The organism is Parafrigoribacterium mesophilum, from assembly GCF_039652555.1.
Taxonomy (GTDB): domain Bacteria; phylum Actinomycetota; class Actinomycetes; order Actinomycetales; family Microbacteriaceae; genus Parafrigoribacterium; species Parafrigoribacterium mesophilum.
In genome coordinates, this window is record NZ_JBDJAF010000001.1 from 1,397,186 (window position 1) to 1,414,163 (window position 16,978).

The window sequence follows — 16,978 nt, forward strand, 5'->3', positions numbered from 1 at the left end:
CATGTCGCCTCGCGTCGTTACCGCGCGAGCCTCGGCACCGTCCATGGCCGTACGACGAACCACAGCGCCAAGACCGAGAACACGGCGGTGACCGCCATCACCGCGCCCATCGGAACCGCGTCGTGGATGCCGAAGAGTCCGGCGATCGGAGAGGTGAGGCCAGCCAATCCGAAGTTCAGGGCGCCGAGCACCGAGGCCGCCGTGCCGGCCTCGCGGGGATGATTGACCAGCGCGAGCACTTGCACGAGAGGAAACCCAAACCCGCAGGCGGTGAGGAAGAACCAGAGCGGGATCACGATTCCGAGCAGCCCGAGGTGGGCCGAATCGAACACGATGATGAGCAGCGCGGAGACCAGCAGCACCGCGGTGGTCACCGCCAGAATCCACTGTGGTCCGACGTACCTGGCCAGGCCGGCACTGGCTTGCACGCCCAGTACGACACCGATCGAGTTCACCGCGAAGAGCAGCCCGAACTCCTGTGGATTGAGTCCATAGATTTCCTGGAACAGGAACGATGAGGAGGAGAGATAGGCGAACAACCCCGAAAAGGTCATCGCCGAGATGACAGCGACCCCGACGAAGGTGCGGTCAGTCAACACCGACCGATATCGTTCTCGAACAGTGGCATGGCCCGTGTCCACCCGACGAGCCGGTGGCAGCGTTTCAACAATGAAGAGGAAGGTCGAGAGCACCACGACAAAGCCGTAAGCCGCCAGGAAGTAAAAAATGCCGCGCCAGTCGAGGATGACCAGAAGTTGCGACCCGATCACCGGAGCCAGGATCGGGGCGAGGCCATTCACCAGCGCCAGCCGGGACAGCATCCGGACCAGTGGAAGGCCACCGAAAAGGTCACGGACCATCGCCATGGCGACCACGCCGCCCGCTGCTGCGCCGAAACCCTGGAGCACCCGGAACACGCCCAGAGTGACGATGTCTGGGGCGAAGGCGACGCCGAGCGACGCTGCCACGTGGAGCGAGGTAGCCAGAACCAACGGCAGTCGCCGACCGACGCGGTCACTCCACGGTCCCACCAGGAGCTGGCCGAAACCGAAGCCGACGGCGGTCGCCGTGAGTGTGAGTTGGATGACGGCGGTGGTCGCCGCGAAGTCGTCCTCAAGGGCGGGGAACGCCGGTAAGTAGAGATCAACGGTAAACGGCCCGAGCGCCGTCAGCGCACCGAGGACGAGGATGTACACCAAGCGCTGTTTGGGGGACAGCGAGTCGCCGGGATGGACGACGGTGGTCACAGGCAAACCTCGAACTCGGCGGGCGAGGCAGAGCGCCCGATAACCGCCTCCAGAACAAAGAACGGCACGACTGGCCGCTCGACATGCCTGCGGCCTCGTTTACTGTAACCGACGGCAGCAGTCGCTATTCCCGACCGACTGGCGGTTCGGAAGACACTGGGGTATCCGCCAGTCCGTAGGCTGGCGTCGGTGACTCAGTGAGCTCGAGTCGGAACGAGGGGAACGCTCGTGTATTTCGATCTACCCGAAGCGCAGTTGACCAGATATCAAAGTGCCCAGGAGGACCCGGAAGACTTCGACGCGTTTTGGGCAGGCACCATCGCCGAGGCTCGCTCGGCGGCTTCGTCCGTCATTCTCGAGCGGGTGAAAACCCCGCTGACGACTCTGGAAGTTTTCGATGTGACGTTTTCCGGATTCGGCGGGCAACCGGTGAAAGCGTGGTTGCGGATGCCGGCCGGCGCGGATGGCCCTTTGCCGGCCGTGGTGCAGTTCGTGGGCTATGGTGGCGGCCGTGGCCATGCCCTGCAGAACCTGCTGTGGGCATCCGCCGGCTTCGCCAGCTTCCAGATGGACACGCGCGGGCAGGGCTCGTCCTGGTCTGCCGGCGACACGGCGGACCCGGCCGGCTCAGGCCCGCAATACCCAGGATTCATGACCCGCGGCATCCAAAGCCGTGAGAGCTACTACTACAGAAGGGTTTTCACCGACGCCGTGCGCGCCATTGACACAGTGCGCGAACTGGACCGGGTGGAGGCCTCGAAGGTCACGGCGTTCGGACAAAGCCAGGGTGGCGGAATCACCCTGGCCGTTTCCGGCCTCGTGCCCGACCTGGCTGCGGTGGCACCCTGCGTGCCATTTCTTTGCGATTTTCCGAGGGCAACCACGCTCACGGACAACTTCCCGTACAAAGAAATCGGCAACTACCTGGCCGTGCACCGGGACCGGTCGCGCGACACTCATGCCGTGCTCGCCTATTTCGATGGTGTGAACTTCGCTCGGCGCGCGAATGCACCCGCCTTGTTCTCGACCAGTCTGATGGATGCTGTATGCCCGCCTTCGACGGTCTTCGGAGCCTTCAACGCCTACGCGGGGTCGAAATCCATCACCGTGTGGGAGTACAACGGTCACGAGGGTGGGCAAATTCTTGATGAAGAGCGTGCCATCGCCTTCTTCCAGCAATCGCTGCCGCGCCGGTAACGACGAAACGTTCGATCAGCGGGAAGTCCCGAACGCCGCCGGATCGGCCAAGAGGCGGGCGAACGCCAGTTCAGCCGCGCCGATCATGAGGATGTCCGAACCCAGTTGCGCGCGCGCGATCCGCAGGCACGCGTACGACGCCGACAACGCGTGTCCTGCGACCTGAGCCTGCAGGTAGTCACCGTCGACCGCGAAGAGTGCGCCGAGGAACCCGCCCAGCACGATCAGTTCAGGATTCAGAACGTTGACCGCGTTACGCAGAGCGATACCGAGAAAGCCCAACTGCCGCCGCACCTCGGCACGCACCAGCGGAGCGGTGGAGGCCACAAGAGCACTCTCCAACTCATCCGGGTCGGCTCCGCTCAATCCGAGAACCCGCAGCAGGTCGTCGCGGTTCACTTCCAGCTCCAGACTGCCCTGCGCGCCAGCGGCATCCCGGTCAGCTCGGTGGGTCACGAGCGTGTGGCCGAACTCGCCGGCATAGCCTTCGACGCCGCGCAATGGGGTGCCATCGGTGATGATGCCACCACCGATGCCGCTGGCGCCGCCGTTCAGGTAGATGAGGTCATCGACGCCCCGGCCGGCGCCGAACAAGCGTTCGGCGTTCGCGCCCAGTCGTGCGTCGTTGCCGGCGACGACGGGAAATCCGGTGTCGGCCTCCAGCATTCCTGCGACCGGTTCGTCGGTCCAGTCCAGGTGCGGCGCCAGACGGACCAAGCCGTCTCGCCCACGCACCAGCCCGGGAAGCGCCATGCCGATTCCGACCACTCGGTGCGAACCGTCGAGTTCTGCCTCGATACCCCGGATGATCTCGGCGGCGACGCGAACGGCCTCGGTCGCCGACGGCGAGTGCTCCAGCGCGTGGCGGACGCGTCTCACCATCGTGCCGCCCAGACCGACCACCCCGACCGTGATCGCATCGATTTCGGGGTTAACGGCGATGGCGACGGTGCGCGGATCGGGCCGCACCACGGGGCTGGGCCGACCTACCGCCTTGTTGGGGCCTGGCTCTGACTCCACCACGAGTCCGGCATCCATCAGCTCGGCGACAAGAGCGGCGATGGTGGAGCGGTTGAGCCCGGTGGCTTTCGTCAGCCTCGACCGCGAAAGCTCACGGGAGTGGTGCACCAGGGTCAATACCGCGGAGAGATTATGGCGACGCAGGGAGTCACTGCTGTTCCCTCGATTGGCCGAAGCGGCGCCGACCAGTGTCATGGCGCTAACTTACCCTGGAACGACTGCGGTTCCGGCGACCCGTCGTCAGACCACCATCGCCGTTGATGACACTGCGGCCTCATGGTGCACGCTCGCCATGCGAGGATCCGACGTGGTGACCTCGTACACGTCGCCGGTGATCGCGACGACCGCCCGGGAACTCGATACCCCGGGGAGCGGCCTCACCTCGACATGGTTCTCGCTGACGATCGGACCACTGCTGGATGCCCCGGTGCGCGCGTCAGCCGACACCTCAGCGTGCGATGCCACCCACACCTGTACGTCACCTGGCTCCACGATCTTGACCATCCGACGGTCGGTGAACGCGAATCGGGTCGTCGGTACCGAGAACGTGAGGCGAGCCGAATCGCCGGCGTCGAGTTCGACGCGTGCGTAAGCCAGCAGCTGCGCCACCGGGCGCGTCACCGAAGCACGCACATCGTGGCCGTAAAGCTGCACGGTGTCCGTTCCGCGCACCGCACCGGTGTTCGTCACCGTCACCGCCGTTGTGAAGGAGTCGCCGGCGGTACAGGCGGGGTCAACGGCGAACTCGGAGTACTCGAAGCTGCTGTATGACAGCCCGAACCCGAAGGGGCGCAACGGCGTCGAGTCGGTCTCGGTCACATCGGATGGTCCACCCAGAATCGGATGCAGGTACGAGTACGGCTGCGCACCGACCGACCGCGGCAGTGACACCGGCAATCGCCCAGAAGGGTTGATGCGGCCGGTAATGATGTCCGCAAGAGCGAGGCCACCGCCCTCGCCGGGAAAGAATGCTTGGAGCACCGCGGCCGGCAGCGGCGCAACGCCGTCGAGTGCCCAGCTGATCGCGTATGGCCTCCCGGTCAGCAGCACCATGATGACGGGAGTCCCGGTTGCGACCACCGCCTCAACAAGTCGACGTTGCACGCCAGGCAGGGTCAGTGTCTCGGAGTCGTTGCCCTCGCCGACGGTGCCCCTGCCGAAGAGTCCGGCCTGGTCACCCACGACGACAATGGCCAGTTCGGCTGCGGATACGGCGTCAACCGCGCGCTCGAAGCCGGAAACATCCTCGCCCTCGACGGAGCATCCTTCGGCATAGACGAACTCGGGCACGGTGAGGCCCGCCGCCTCGAACGCGCGGGGGAGCGACTCGAGAACCGTGGGAATCTGGAATCCGAGCGGCAGTTCCGGATAGCTTGCGAGCACATGATTCGCAAAGGAGTAACACCCTTGGAGCGCCTGCGCTCGATGCGCGTTGGGACCGATGACAGCAACCCGGGAGAGCGTAGTCGAGCGGCGATTGAGCGGAAGCACGCCGTCGTTGGAGAGCAGAACCACCGACTCCTCGGCGAGCCGCCGCGCCAGCTGGCGGTGACGAGGAGAGTCGAGGTCGACGTTGGTCGGTGGATCGGACTCGAAGGCATCCTCGTCAAGAAGCCCCAGCTCCTCCTTCTGCGCAAGCGCACGCAGCACGGCACGGTCCACGTAGGCCTCATCGAAAGCGCCGGCGCGAATGCGATCTGCTAGCGGCCGCAGGTACGCGTCACCGGTCGGCAGTTCGATGTCGATGCCTGCTTCGAGCGCCAGCGCGGCGGCCTCACCTCGGTCTGAGGCGACGGCGTGCATGACCTCGAGGAAGGCCACCGCGAAGTAGTCGGCAACCACGACGCCGTCAAAACCCCAGGTATCGCGCAAAAGATTCGTGAGATATTGCCCATTGGCGGCCATCGGCACGCCGTCGATGTCCGTATAGGAATTCATCACGGATTTGGCCCCTCCGTCGAGGACGGCCATCTCGAACGGCGGCAGGAAGACATCCGCTATCTCGCGCGGTCCGACGTGCACTGGCGCATGATTGCGCCCCGCGCGCGACGCCGAGTACCCAAAGAAGTGCTTGAGCGTCGCGTGCACACCGGCGCTCTGCAGGCCGCGCACGTAGGCCGTCCCGACCGTGCCAACGAGATAGGGGTCTTCCCCGATGCATTCGTCGACCCGGCCCCACCGGGGGTCCCGGATAACGTCGAGCACCGGGGCCAGACCCTGGTGGATACCCAGCTCCTTCATCGAGTCGCCGATGGCGACGGCCATCTGCTGAACCAGTGCGGGGTCGAACGATGCGCCCCAGGCCAGCGGGGTGGGGAACGTCGCCGCCTTCCAGGCGGCCAGGCCGGTGAGGCACTCCTCGTGCACCAGCGCTGGGATGCCGAGCCTGGTCTCGCGCTTGAGCCGCCGCTGCTCGCTCCACAGCCATGCCGCGCGCTCTGCCGGCTCGACAGGACGGGTGCCGTACACGCGGGTGTAATGGCCGATGCCGTGGCGAGTCACCTCGCGCAGGTCTTCTGACGCTTTCTGTCCGGCAGCCATCTCGCCTTGCATCGGCGCAACGAGCCCGTTCTGATCGAGCCAGTAACCCACGATTTGGGCGAGCTTCTCCTCGAGGGTCATCCGAGCGTGCAGCGCACGCACACGCTGCGAAACTTTGGGGCTGGCCGCCACGACATCCGTCACAGGATCATCACTTTCGTTGAGTATGGAAACAAGACGTCGGGGGCCGGGCGCACCTAGCCCTTGACCGCACCGGTCAATCCCCCCACGATCCGGCGTTCGAATATCGTGAAGAAGACCAACGCAGGGATCATGGACAACGAGGTGAACGCCAGCACCTTGGCGGTATTCACCGAGTACTGGGAGGCGAACGCCTGCACCCCGAGCGGCAAGGTGAACGTCGACTGGTCGTTCAGCAGGAACAGCGGCAGCAGGTAGGCGTTCCAGCTTCCGACGAAGGCCAGAATGCCGGTCGTGACCACTCCGGGCACCGATAACGGGATGACCATGCGGAAGAAGAATCCGAGTTTGCTCGCCCCGTCGATCGACGCCGCTTCCTCGATCTCATCAGGGATCGCCTTGAGGAATGGCACCAGGATGATCACCGTGACCGGAAGTCCGAACCCGATCTGCGGCAGGATCACCCCAGCGAGATTGTTCGTCAGGCCCAGGTTCTTAATCAGAATGTAGAGCGGAGTGATCGCGACGGTGATCGGGAACATCAGACCGGCGGCGAACAGCGAATACATTGCTCCCCGGCCCACGAAGTGGTACCGGGCCAGGACGAAGCTCACCATCACGCCGAGCACGACGACTCCCACCGTGGTGGCGAATCCGACAATCGCCGAGTTGCCGATCTCCAGCCAGAAGGTGGAACTGCTCAGCACGTCGATGTAGTTGTCGAACCGCCACGGGTTCGGCAGGCCGGCGGGCGACGAAGTGATCTGTGAGTTGCTGCGAAAGCCGCCAAGCACGATGTAGAACACCGGCACGAGGCACACCGCGATAAAGAGCAAAGCGATGAAATAGGTAACCGGATTGCCCCACTTCTGCCGGCTGGGCCTGCCGACCGGGCGCGATGTTCGGTCAAGAGTGGTAGCGGACATTACTGAGACCTCCCGGTGACCGCGCCGGCCATGTCGCGTCGCAACACGAAGCGCTGGTAGATCAGTGCGATGGCGAGCGAGATAACGAACATGACCACCGCGACGGCACTGCCGTAGCCGAAGTTGCCCGAGGTGCGCCCACTGGCGACCATGTAGGTCGCCATGGTGGAGGTGCCCGCCGTTGAGGCGATGTACTGGCCCCAGATGATGTAGACAAGATCGAAAAGCTGCAGGGAACCGATGATCGACAGGAACGCCCAGATCCGAATCGTCGGGGAGAGCAATGGCAGCGTGATGTCACGCTGAATCTGCCAGTAGCTGGCCCCGTCGATCGAGGCCGCCTCGAACAGTTCCTCCGGGATGCTCTGCAACCCGGCGAGGAAGAGGATGACGGCGAAGCCGATGTACTTCCACGAGATGATGAGCATCAGCGACCAGATCGCGATCTTCGGATCAGACAGCCAGTCCGCCTTGAAAGCACCCAGCCCGACCGTCTGCAGGAAGTCATTGACCGCGCCCGCCGTCTGCAGCATGAGGCTCCAGCCGACACCGACGATGACCTCGGAGATGACATACGGCACGAAGATGAGCACGCGGATGATCGAACGCCCTCGGATCTTCTGGTTCAGCAAGAGCGCAAGTACAACGGCGAACGGGCCCTGGATTACGAGCGACAGCACAACAATGAAGCCGTTGTGTATCAACACCTCGTGGAAGGCCGTGTCGGCGAAGATGATGAAGTAGTTGTTCAGACCGACGAAATCGGTCGGCGCTCCGAATCCCTTCCAGCGAAAGAAGCCGTAATACGCGGCCAGAACCACCGGAAAAATAACGAACGCGACGAAGACGATGATCGCCGGGCCCGAGAGGATGGTGATTTCGAGGCGCTTGCGCCAGACTGTCGCATTTCGCCCCGGCCGCCCGGCGGCTGGGGACGACGCGCGTTGCGCCTCATCCCCAGCCGGTCGGGTGCCCTGAGGCGGATGCTGACCAGTCAACGATTCCGCGCTGAGGGAACTGCTCATGATGGCGAACTATCCCTTGGCTGCAGCCTCATTGACCGCCTTGATGATGTCGCCGGGTGTGCCCTTGCCGGCGAGCACATCGACGACGGCGGTGTTGAGCGCATTGCCAACGTTCTGACCGTACAGAGTGTCGAGGTACTGTGACACGAACGGCGCCTTGTTGTAGGCCTCGAGCACTGACTTGAGGTAGGGCTCGGTGATCACGCTCTGCGCGTCCTTGTTGGCCGGGATCGCGTTGAACGCCTTGTAGTAGCCCTCTTGCACGTCCTTCGTCGTCATGTAGTTCAAGAACTCGGTGCACTCTTTCTTCGGAGCCTTGGCCGAGCAGGAGTACCCGTCGATTCCGCCCATGATGGCGCCGTCAGCGCCGTCGCCACCCGAGATGTTCGGGAACGGGAACCAGCCGAGGTCTGGCAACGGCTTCTCGTCGGGCGTCAGCGATGCGATGACTCCGGGATCCCACGCGCCCATGAGTTCCATGGCGGCCTTGTGGTTCGCCAAGAGTCCCGCGGAACTGCCCGCACCCTGCTGAGCCGAGGTGGTGAGGAAGCCGTCGTTGAACGGGTTGGTGTTCTTGAAGGTGTCGAGCAGCGCACCCGCCTTCGTCCAGCACGAGTCCTCGAACTTGAGCGTCTCGGCAGCCTTCGCGAGCGTGTCCTCGCTGCACTGGCGAAGCGCGAAGTTGTAGTACCAGTGGGCGGCCGGCCAGGCGTCCTTCGCTCCGACCGCGATGGGTGCGACACCCGAGGCCTTGAGCTTGGTCACGGCGGAGTCAAGCTCGTCCATCGTGGAGGGCGGGGTGTCAATTCCTGCGGCCTTGAAGAGGTCCTGACTGTAGTAGATGCCCTCTGGCAGTACGCTGACGGGCATGGCGTAGATCTTGCCCTTGTAGGTCTCGCCTTTGAAAGCGCCATCGCTGACCGCCGACTTCGTTTCCGAATCGATGGAGTCGGTAAGATCCATCAGCTGGCCGGCATCGGCCATGGCCGCCATTTTGCCACCGCCGCGCTGCAAGAAGACGTCCGGTGCGTCACCCGCGTTCAGCGAGGTCTGCAGCTTGCCGTCGAGGTCTTCGTTCTGGATGGTCTGCACCTTGATCGTGACGTTCTTGTGCAGGGCTTCGAAGTCGGCTGCCGTCTTCTCCCAGAAGGCTTTGCCAGGACCCGTCGTGGCATTGTTCCAGAACGTCATGGTGACTTTGTCTGTGCTGTTGCCCCCGGCGTTGTCGCCGCCTCCGCCGCTGGAACAACCGGTGGCCAGCAGGGCCGTGCTCGCGGCGAGCAGCAGGATACCCGCGGTTCGAACGTTCCTCATCATTATCGAACTCCTTCGTTGTGACTGATGACATGCGGCCTCGGTATGCCGTGCAGTCAAGATTGACAGCGGATCCGCCATTTTGTCAATCGATATCGATAACGATTTCTATACCGGTGATTGCGCCTCGAAACGAGCGTTCGGCGCTGTACTGTGAAGCCATGAGTCCTGACGCCACTCCGGTTGCCTCACTGGGGCGAGCGACCATCGCGGACGTGGCGCGCGCCGCCGGCGTCTCGGTGCCGACGGTGTCCAAGGTCGTCAACGGCCGATACGGTGTCGCTCCGGCGACCTCGAAGCGCGTGCTGGAGGTTGTCGCAGCCCTGGGCTACGAGACGTCGTTGGTGGCGAGCAGCCTCCGCAGACGACGCACCAATGTCATTGGGGTTCTCGTCGCGGAGTTCGAGTCGTTCTCCGTCGAGCTGCTCAAGGGTATCTCAACCGCCGCCAGTGGCACCGGCTACGAGCTCCTCGCCTACTCCGGTCTCGTGGCGGGAGGCAGCCGTACCGGCTGGGAGCGCAGATCCCTCTCACGCCTGGCCGGAACGCTCATCGACGGCGCCATCGTCATCACGCCGACCGTCCTCATGCCGACGACCTCGATCCCGGTTGTCGCAATCGACCCGCACACCGGTCCGGGCGGCCCCTCGACGATCGACTCGGACAACGTCGGCGGTGCCCGCACCGCGATGCGCCACTTGATCGGGCTGGGTCACCGACGCATCGCCCATATCCGGGGTCGTAGCGACCTCGCATCCGCCGAACTGCGCGAAGCCGGCTACCGTGAATCGCTGGCGGAGGCCGGCATCGCGTTCGACCCGACTCTGGTGCGCGACGGCGGATACCAAGCCGCACTGACCGCCGGAGCCGCGCGCGAACTACTCACACGCCTCGACCGGCCCACCGCCGTGTTCGCCGCGAACGATATGTCCGCGCTCGGGGTGCTCACCGTAGCCGGCGAACTCGGGCTGAGCGTGCCGCACGACCTCTCCGTGATCGGATTCGACGACATCCCCGAGGCGGCCAGTTCGACGCCACCGCTGACAACCATGGCGCAGCCACTGCATGATCTCGGTGCCCAGGCATTGGAGATGCTCGTCGAGTTGCTGGACGGCCACGAGGTCCCGGGCCACGTCCAGCTGCCAGCCAAGCTGGTTGTCCGGGCCAGTACCGCCCCCGCGCCGGTGCTCTGAGCGACGGTCGCCGATTTCGGCCGGTTCGAGTATTGGAATTTCGGCGACGAGCAGTAATATGTTTTACCAGCCAACAAACCCAGATCCGACGACGATGAGGAAACTCCATGGCACTGCAGCCGACCCGCGACGACAAATTTTCTTTCGGCCTGTGGACGATCGGTTATAACGGCACCGATCCGTTCGGTGGTCCGACCCGGCCGCCGCTGGATGTCGTCGAGGCGGTGACCCGGCTCGCCGAGCTCGGAGCCTACGGTCTCACCTTCCACGACAACGATCTGTTTGCCTTCGGCTCCACAGAGGCCCAGCGTCAGCAGCAGATCGACCGGCTGACGCAGGCGCTGGCCGACACCGGCCTCATCGTGCCGATGATCACCACCAACCTGTTCAGTCAGCCCGTGTTCAAGGACGGCGGCTTCACCTCCAACGACCGCGGCGTGCGCCGGTTCGCGCTGCGCAAGGTGCTGCGCAATCTCGACCTGGCTGCCGAGCTGGGTGCCAAGACGTTCGTGATGTGGGGCGGACGTGAGGGCGCCGAGTACGACGCGGCCAAAGACATCCGGGCCGCATTGGAGCGCTACCGCGAGGCCGTCAACCTGCTCGGCGACTATGTCACCGACCAGGGGTACGACATCCGGTTCGCCATCGAGCCGAAGCCGAACGAGCCGCGCGGCGACATCCTGCTCCCGACCGTCGGGCACGCGCTCGCGTTCATCACGACGCTCGAGCGGCCGGAATTGGTCGGCATCAACCCCGAGGTGGGGCACGAGCAGATGGCCGGCCTCAACTACGCGGCCGGGATCGCGCAGGCCCTGTACCAGGGCAAGCTCTTCCACATCGACCTGAACGGGCAGCGCGGCATCAAGTACGACCAGGACCTCGTCTTCGGCCACGGCGACCTGCACAACGCGTTCGCCCTGGTCGACCTGCTCGAAAACGGCGGACCGGACGGCGGGCAGACCTACACCGGCCCTCGCCACTTCGACTACAAGCCCTCTCGCACCGAGGACATCACGGGGGTGTGGGACTCCGCTGCCGCGAACATGCACACCTACCTGCTGCTCAAGGAGCGGGCGGCGGCGTTCCGCGCCGACCCGGAGGTGCAGGAAGCGCTGGCCGCGTCCCGCGTGCCGGAGCTCTCGGTGCCGACGCTGGGCGAAGGCGAGTCGTACGCCGAGCTGCTGGCCGACCGATCGGCGTACGAGGACTTCGACGCCGACTCGTACTTCGGTGGCCGCGGCTTCGGCTTCGTGCGCCTGCAGCAACTGGCCACCGAGCATCTGCTCGGCGCGCGCTAGCCTCCCGCCCGGTCCCTGCATCCGGCTCCGCAGCATCCGTCGCCTCGCCTTCATCATTCAGGAGGGTGCGTGACTGACGGGGCTGCTGGGCTGGCTGAGGTCACCAGCAGCATCGTCTGCCACTGTGGTCACACAACCTCCTGAATGATGAAAGGGGCACGGATGCCATTGGTTGCGGGCGTTGATTCGTCGACGCAGAGTTGCAAGGTCGTCATTCGGGGGCTCGACGACGGCGCCATAGTGCGCACCGGTCGTGCGGCGCATCCGGGTGGCACCGAGGTCGATCCCGAGGCGTGGTGGGCGGCGTTGCGCGCGGCGGTGGCGGATGCCGGGAGTCTAGACGACGTGTCGGCGATCTCGATCGCCGGTCAGCAACACGGGATGGTCGTGCTGGATTCCGCCGGCCGCGTCATCCGCCCGGCTCTGCTGTGGAACGATACCCGCAGCGCACCGGCGGCCCGAGATCTTATCGACGAGGTCGGAGCGGAGGCCTTCGCGCAGCGCACCGGCACGGTGCCGGTCGCCTCGTTCACCATCACGAAGCTGCGCTGGCTGCGCGACCACGAACCAGACAACGCCGCCCGAGTGGCGGCCGTCGCCCTCCCGCACGATTGGCTGACCTGGCGGTTGCGCGGCTATGGCCCCCTTGGCGAGAGCGCCCTCGGACCCGACCTCGCCGCGCTCAGCACCGACCGCTCCGAAGCGAGCGGCACGTCCTACTGGAACCCGGGTACCGGCGCCTACGACCTCGACCTCGTCGCTCGTGCGCTGCGTCGACCGCTCCCCCTCGGAAATTCAGGAACCCAAGGGCTACCGATCCTGCCGACCGTGCTAGGTCCGGGGGCGCGTGCCGGCACGGTGGCCGGTTTTCCTGAATTTCCGGGGGGCGGGGCGGATGCCGGGCGGACCGACGGTCGGATCGTGGTCGGTGTCGGGATGGGTGATAACGCAGGCGCCGCACTCGGCCTGGGTGCCACCGCCGGCGACGTCGTCGTCTCGATCGGCACCAGCGGCACCGTGTTCGCTGTCACCGAGCGACCGGTGCGCGACGCGAGCGGTACGGTAGCCGGGTTCGCGGATGCCGCGGGCGGCTTTCTACCGCTGATCGCCACCCTGAACGCGGCTCGCGTGCTGGACTCGATGGCAGGGCTGCTCGGTGTGAATCACGCGGAACTCGCGCGTCTGGCACTCGAAGCGAATCCGGGCGCGGACGGCGCGGTGTTGCAACCGTACTTCGAGGGAGAGCGGACCCCCAACCTGCCGGACGCGACCGCGACGTTGTCAGGTCTCACGCTCGCATCCACGACCCGTGGCAACGTCGCGAGGGCGGCCATCGAAGGTATGCTCTGCGGGCTAGCGGACGGGCTGGACGCGATCCGGGCGCAGGGCGTCCATGCGCAGCGCATCCTGCTCATCGGCGGCGCCGCACAGAACGAGGCGGTCGCGACGATCGCAGGTCAGGTGTTCGACCTTCCGGTCGAGCTGCCGTCTCCGGCAGAATATGTCGCGCTCGGCGCAGCGGTGCAGGCCGCCTGGGTGCTGAAGAACAGCCGCCCGCAGTGGCCGCTGGAAGTGTTGGCCACGCCCAGGCACGACACGCAACCCATCATCCGCGAGCAGTACGCCGCTCGCCGCTGAATCGTCCGGTGCCGAATCGTCCGGTGCCGAATCGTCCGGTGCCGAATCGTCCGGTGCTGAATCGTCCGCGCTGAGCGGTGCCGTCGGCCCCGTGGTTACCCCTCAACCTCGGGAATCGTGCGGGTCGCAGCCAGCTGCGCGTACCAGAAGGCACTGTCCTTGGGCAGGCGCTCGAGGGTGTCGTAGTCGACCCGCACGATCCCGAACCGCTTCGAGTACCCGTAACCCCACTCGAAGTTGTCGAGCAGCGACCAGACGAAATAGCCGCGCACATCAACGCCCGCCTGGAGCGCACGATGCGCCGCCGTCACATGCCGTCGCAGATAGTCGACCCGGTTGCCATCATGCACCGCCGCTCCACTATCGTCCTCGATCACGACATCCTCGAATGCGACTCCGTTCTCGGTTACCATCAGCGGCAGATCCGGGAACTCCGCGTGCACGGACAGGAGGAGCTCTTCGAGCCCACTCGGCTCAATGTTCCATCCCATCGACGTGTAAGGCCCGGGCTGCGGCAGGAACTCGATGTCATCGGCTCCCGGCCAGGGCGAAACACCGACGGCCTTGTGCCCGTCCCAGCTGGAGCGCTCCCCGTGGCCGTCCCAAACTCGTACCAGCGTGGTCGCGTAATAATTCACCCCGAGTACGTCGATCTCCTGGTGGATGATCTGCGTGTCTCCATCACGCAGGAACGACCAGTCGGTGATCGCTGCGGTGTCTTCCAGCAGGTCCTGCGGATACGCCCCGTGCAGCATCGGCCCGGTGAAGACGCGGTTGCCGACCGCATCGATGCGGCGCACCGCCTCGGCACCGGTCGGCCCGTCGCCGCGCAGCGCATGCAGGTTGAGCGTGACGGAGAACTGCGGCTCGTTCGCGACCACCGTGCGCAGCGCCTGGATGGCCACGCCGTGCGCGAGGTTCAGGTGGTGCGCAGCCCGCAACGCCGCCAGCGGCTCGGTTCGACCCGGGGCGTGGGCACCGGAGGCATAGCCCAAGAACGCGGCACACCACGGTTCGTTGAGCGTCGTCCACACGGCGACCCGGTCCCCCAACGCCGCCCCGACGATGCGCGCGTATTCGCCGAAGGCAAGGGCAGTGTCGCGGTTGGCCCAGCCTCCCTTGTCCTCGAGCGCCTGGGGTAGATCCCAGTGATAGAGCGTCGCCACCGGCGTGATCCCGCGGTCGAGGAGCCCATCGACCAGTCTCGAATAGAAATCGAGACCGGCTTGGTTGACCGGCCCACGACCGGTCGGCAGTATGCGCGGCCACGCGATCGAGAACCGGTATGCAGCGAGGTTGAGACTTTCCATCAGGTCGAGATCCGCGTCGACGCGGTGATAGTGGTCATCGGCCACATCGCCGGTGTCTCCGTTCAGCACCCGTCCCGGCGTGTGGCTGAAGGTGTCCCAGATGCTCTGACCCCTGCCACCTTCCGCGACGGCGCCCTCGACCTGGTACGACGCGGTGGCCGATCCGAACACGAACCCCTCCGGAAACACCAGTCCACTGTCGCGATAATCCGCATTGTTGGCCGTCATCGTCCTGCCCTCATCTTTCGTCTCGTCGTACCGGTTCGATCCGCGCTGGCTCCAACCACACCCGTCACCGACTGCGGGGCAGCGAAGTCACCAGTTGTCCGGGGTCGCCCCGAACGGCACCGGTTCGGGCTGCTCTACCGTGCTCACCAGTTCGACAACCCGTTTCTCGGCGCCCGCACGGAGCACGGCATCCATGATTTCCAGCACATGGAACGCGAGGTCCCCCGACGCCCGGTGCGGACGACCAGTTTCAATCGCGTGTGCCATATCTGCCAGCCCGAACCCGCGTCCGGCGCCCGCATAGCCGGCGGATACCGGCACCCCTGTCCATTCCGGTCGGTCCACAGTCCAGACCTCGACGGGGTCGGAGAACCGGTTGGGATCAGGCACCGCGATCGTCCCCGCTGTTCCATACAGTTCGAACAACGGAACGCGCGATGCCCACACCTCGAAGCTCACCGTCAGGGTCGAAGTCAGCCCGTTCGCGTGTTCAAGGATCGCGCTGACGTGTGTGTCCACATCCACGGGGAATGTGGTTCCCGCCTGGCTGCCCTTGGCGATCACGCGCTGCCGGCCCGACCGCGTCGCGACGCCGGATACCCGGACCACGGGACCTAACAGCGTGACCAGGGTCGTGAGGTAGTACGGGGCCATGTCGAACAGCGGCCCGCCACCGTTCTGATAGTAGAACTGGGGGGCAGGATGCCAGAGTTCGTGTCCGGGCGAGCTCCAATGCACCGACGCGGCAACGGGTTCGCCGACCGCCCCGGACTCCAGTAGCGCACGGGCGGTCTGCACACCCGTGCCGAGCACCGTGTCCGGCGCGCTGCCCACTCGCAGTCCTCGCGTCCGCGCGAGTTCGAGCATCTCCCCTGCTGCGCCGGGGTTCAGCCCCAGCGGCTTCTCGCCATAGACGTGCTTACCTGCCAGGAGCGCCCGGGTCGCGAGTTCGACGTGCACGGCGGGGACGGTGAGGTTCAGCACCGCATCGATGCGAGGATCGGCGAGCAGCGCGTCGACGCTGAGCGCCTCGACCTCGTACTGCGCTGCCACCCGGGCCGCCCGAGATCCGTCGAGATCGGCGACTGCCAGGATGCACAGTCCGGGTAGCTTGGGGAACTCGGCGAAGTACTGGGCGCTGATCGTGCCCACTCCGATGACTCCGATGTTCATCGCGCCGCCCACAGAAGACCCCTCTCCACAATGGTGCGCACATTGGGGTCGTCGAGAATCTCGAGCCGGTGTCCTGGGGCGCAGACGAAGATCCGACCCTTGCCCCACTGCCTGGTCCAGACCGCGGGAGCGGTGACCGGCCGGTTCCAGGCGTCCCACGGCCGGACTTCCTGGGTGGTGGTCGCCAGCACATCGTTGTACTCATCGCTCAGCACCCAGTACTGTTCCGTGACCAGGTCGAAGTCGGCGATCCCCTGCGTGATCGGATGTCTGCGGCCGAGGTCGGTGATATGCACTGTGTATGGAATGTAGTTGTCGGACTGGTCGCCGGTGCGCTCGGCCGGGTTCTTGCCTGCGTGGTGGGCAAACTGCCCGCCGATCATGTGCAGGTAGTCGGCACTGTTGCGATACGAGTCCGCGATGCCGCCGTGCCATCCGCCCATCCCCGTACCGTTCAACACCGCGGTCTGGAGACCGGCGAGTTCGTCCTTGCTGATGGATGCCATCGTGTTGATCTGCAGGATGAGGTCGACGGTGGCGAGGTAGTCGGCATCCGTGTAGATGGCGGGAGACTCTTCGATGCGCACCGTGAACCCGTTTCTGGTCAGGAACGGAATCGTGGAATTGGTCGTCTCGACGGGCTGATGGCCGTCCCACCCGCCCCGCACGATCAGGGCATTGCGTCCGCCCGGCATGACGGTCACCGCGTGCTCGCTGTCTGGACAAA

The 16,978-nt window shown here is 65.3% G+C and carries 13 protein-coding genes; 4 read left to right on the forward strand and 9 right to left on the reverse strand.

What is annotated here, in order from left to right:
- Nucleotides 1–17: 17 nt before the first annotated feature.
- Nucleotides 18–1,247: a multidrug effflux MFS transporter gene (locus tag ABFX56_RS06655; RefSeq protein WP_346232474.1), complete on the reverse strand. Its 1,230-nt coding sequence runs from the start codon at nucleotides 1,245–1,247 to the stop codon at nucleotides 18–20.
- Nucleotides 1,248–1,475: 228 nt separating this feature from the next.
- On the opposite strand from ABFX56_RS06655, the gene ABFX56_RS06660 reads away from it, so the two are divergent.
- Nucleotides 1,476–2,444: an acetylxylan esterase gene (locus ABFX56_RS06660; protein WP_346232475.1), complete on the forward strand. Its 969-nt coding sequence runs from the start codon at nucleotides 1,476–1,478 to the stop codon at nucleotides 2,442–2,444.
- Between the two features lie 15 nt (nucleotides 2,445–2,459).
- Here ABFX56_RS06660 and ABFX56_RS06665 read toward each other — a convergent pair whose 3' ends face one another.
- Genes ABFX56_RS06665 through ABFX56_RS06685 form a run of 5 tightly spaced genes read right to left on the reverse strand, consistent with a single transcriptional unit; the run spans nucleotide 2,460 to nucleotide 9,414 of the window.
- Nucleotides 2,460–3,659 (reverse strand): ROK family protein, encoded by a 1,200-nt coding sequence (locus ABFX56_RS06665; protein ID WP_346232476.1) that lies wholly within the window; start codon nucleotides 3,657–3,659, stop codon nucleotides 2,460–2,462.
- 45 nt (nucleotides 3,660–3,704) lie between these two features.
- Nucleotides 3,705–6,149, reverse strand: coding sequence for a beta-xylosidase/alpha-l-arabinosidase (locus tag ABFX56_RS06670; protein ID WP_346232477.1), 2,445 nt, complete (start codon nucleotides 6,147–6,149; stop codon nucleotides 3,705–3,707).
- Nucleotides 6,150–6,202: 53 nt separating this feature from the next.
- On the reverse strand, nucleotides 6,203–7,072 hold the full coding sequence (locus ABFX56_RS06675) for a carbohydrate ABC transporter permease (protein WP_346232478.1): 870 nt from the start codon (nucleotides 7,070–7,072) through the stop codon (nucleotides 6,203–6,205).
- On the reverse strand, nucleotides 7,072–8,097 hold the full coding sequence (locus tag ABFX56_RS06680; RefSeq protein ID WP_428834407.1) for a carbohydrate ABC transporter permease: 1,026 nt from the start codon (nucleotides 8,095–8,097) through the stop codon (nucleotides 7,072–7,074). Before ABFX56_RS06680 ends, ABFX56_RS06675 begins: the two co-directional genes overlap by 1 nt.
- Nucleotides 8,098–8,106: 9 nt before the next feature.
- Entirely contained in the window at nucleotides 8,107–9,414 is a 1,308-nt protein-coding gene (locus tag ABFX56_RS06685; protein ID WP_346232479.1) for an extracellular solute-binding protein, read from the reverse strand.
- A 158-nt stretch (nucleotides 9,415–9,572) separates the two neighbouring features.
- Here ABFX56_RS06685 and ABFX56_RS06690 point away from each other — a divergent pair, with 158 nt between their 5' ends.
- The 3 genes from ABFX56_RS06690 to xylB all read left to right on the forward strand — a co-directional run bounded on the left by ABFX56_RS06690 (nucleotide 9,573) and on the right by xylB (nucleotide 13,540).
- A complete protein-coding gene (locus ABFX56_RS06690; protein ID WP_346232480.1) occupies nucleotides 9,573–10,604 on the forward strand; it encodes a LacI family DNA-binding transcriptional regulator in 1,032 nt (343 codons plus the stop codon).
- Between the two features lie 107 nt (nucleotides 10,605–10,711).
- Nucleotides 10,712–11,902 (forward strand): xylose isomerase, encoded by a 1,191-nt coding sequence (xylA, locus tag ABFX56_RS06695; protein ID WP_346232481.1) that lies wholly within the window; start codon nucleotides 10,712–10,714, stop codon nucleotides 11,900–11,902.
- A gap of 162 nt (nucleotides 11,903–12,064) precedes the next feature.
- The gene (gene xylB / locus ABFX56_RS06700; RefSeq protein ID WP_346232482.1) at nucleotides 12,065–13,540 is read left to right on the forward strand and encodes a xylulokinase; all 1,476 of its coding nucleotides are present in this window, start codon (nucleotides 12,065–12,067) and stop codon (nucleotides 13,538–13,540) included.
- A gap of 95 nt (nucleotides 13,541–13,635) precedes the next feature.
- Here the strand turns inward: xylB and ABFX56_RS06705 are convergent, their stop codons facing one another.
- The 3 genes from ABFX56_RS06705 to ABFX56_RS06715 all read right to left on the reverse strand — a co-directional run bounded on the left by ABFX56_RS06705 (nucleotide 13,636) and on the right by ABFX56_RS06715 (nucleotide 16,946).
- Nucleotides 13,636–15,078 (reverse strand): GH1 family beta-glucosidase, encoded by a 1,443-nt coding sequence (locus ABFX56_RS06705; protein ID WP_346232483.1) that lies wholly within the window; start codon nucleotides 15,076–15,078, stop codon nucleotides 13,636–13,638.
- Nucleotides 15,079–15,165: 87 nt separating this feature from the next.
- Nucleotides 15,166–16,251, reverse strand: coding sequence for a Gfo/Idh/MocA family protein (locus tag ABFX56_RS06710; RefSeq protein ID WP_346232484.1), 1,086 nt, complete (start codon nucleotides 16,249–16,251; stop codon nucleotides 15,166–15,168).
- Complete coding sequence (locus ABFX56_RS06715) at nucleotides 16,248–16,946, reverse strand: ThuA domain-containing protein (protein WP_346233164.1); 699 nt, start codon at nucleotides 16,944–16,946, stop codon at nucleotides 16,248–16,250. Before ABFX56_RS06715 ends, ABFX56_RS06710 begins: the two co-directional genes overlap by 4 nt.
- Nucleotides 16,947–16,978: the final 32 nt, after the last annotated feature.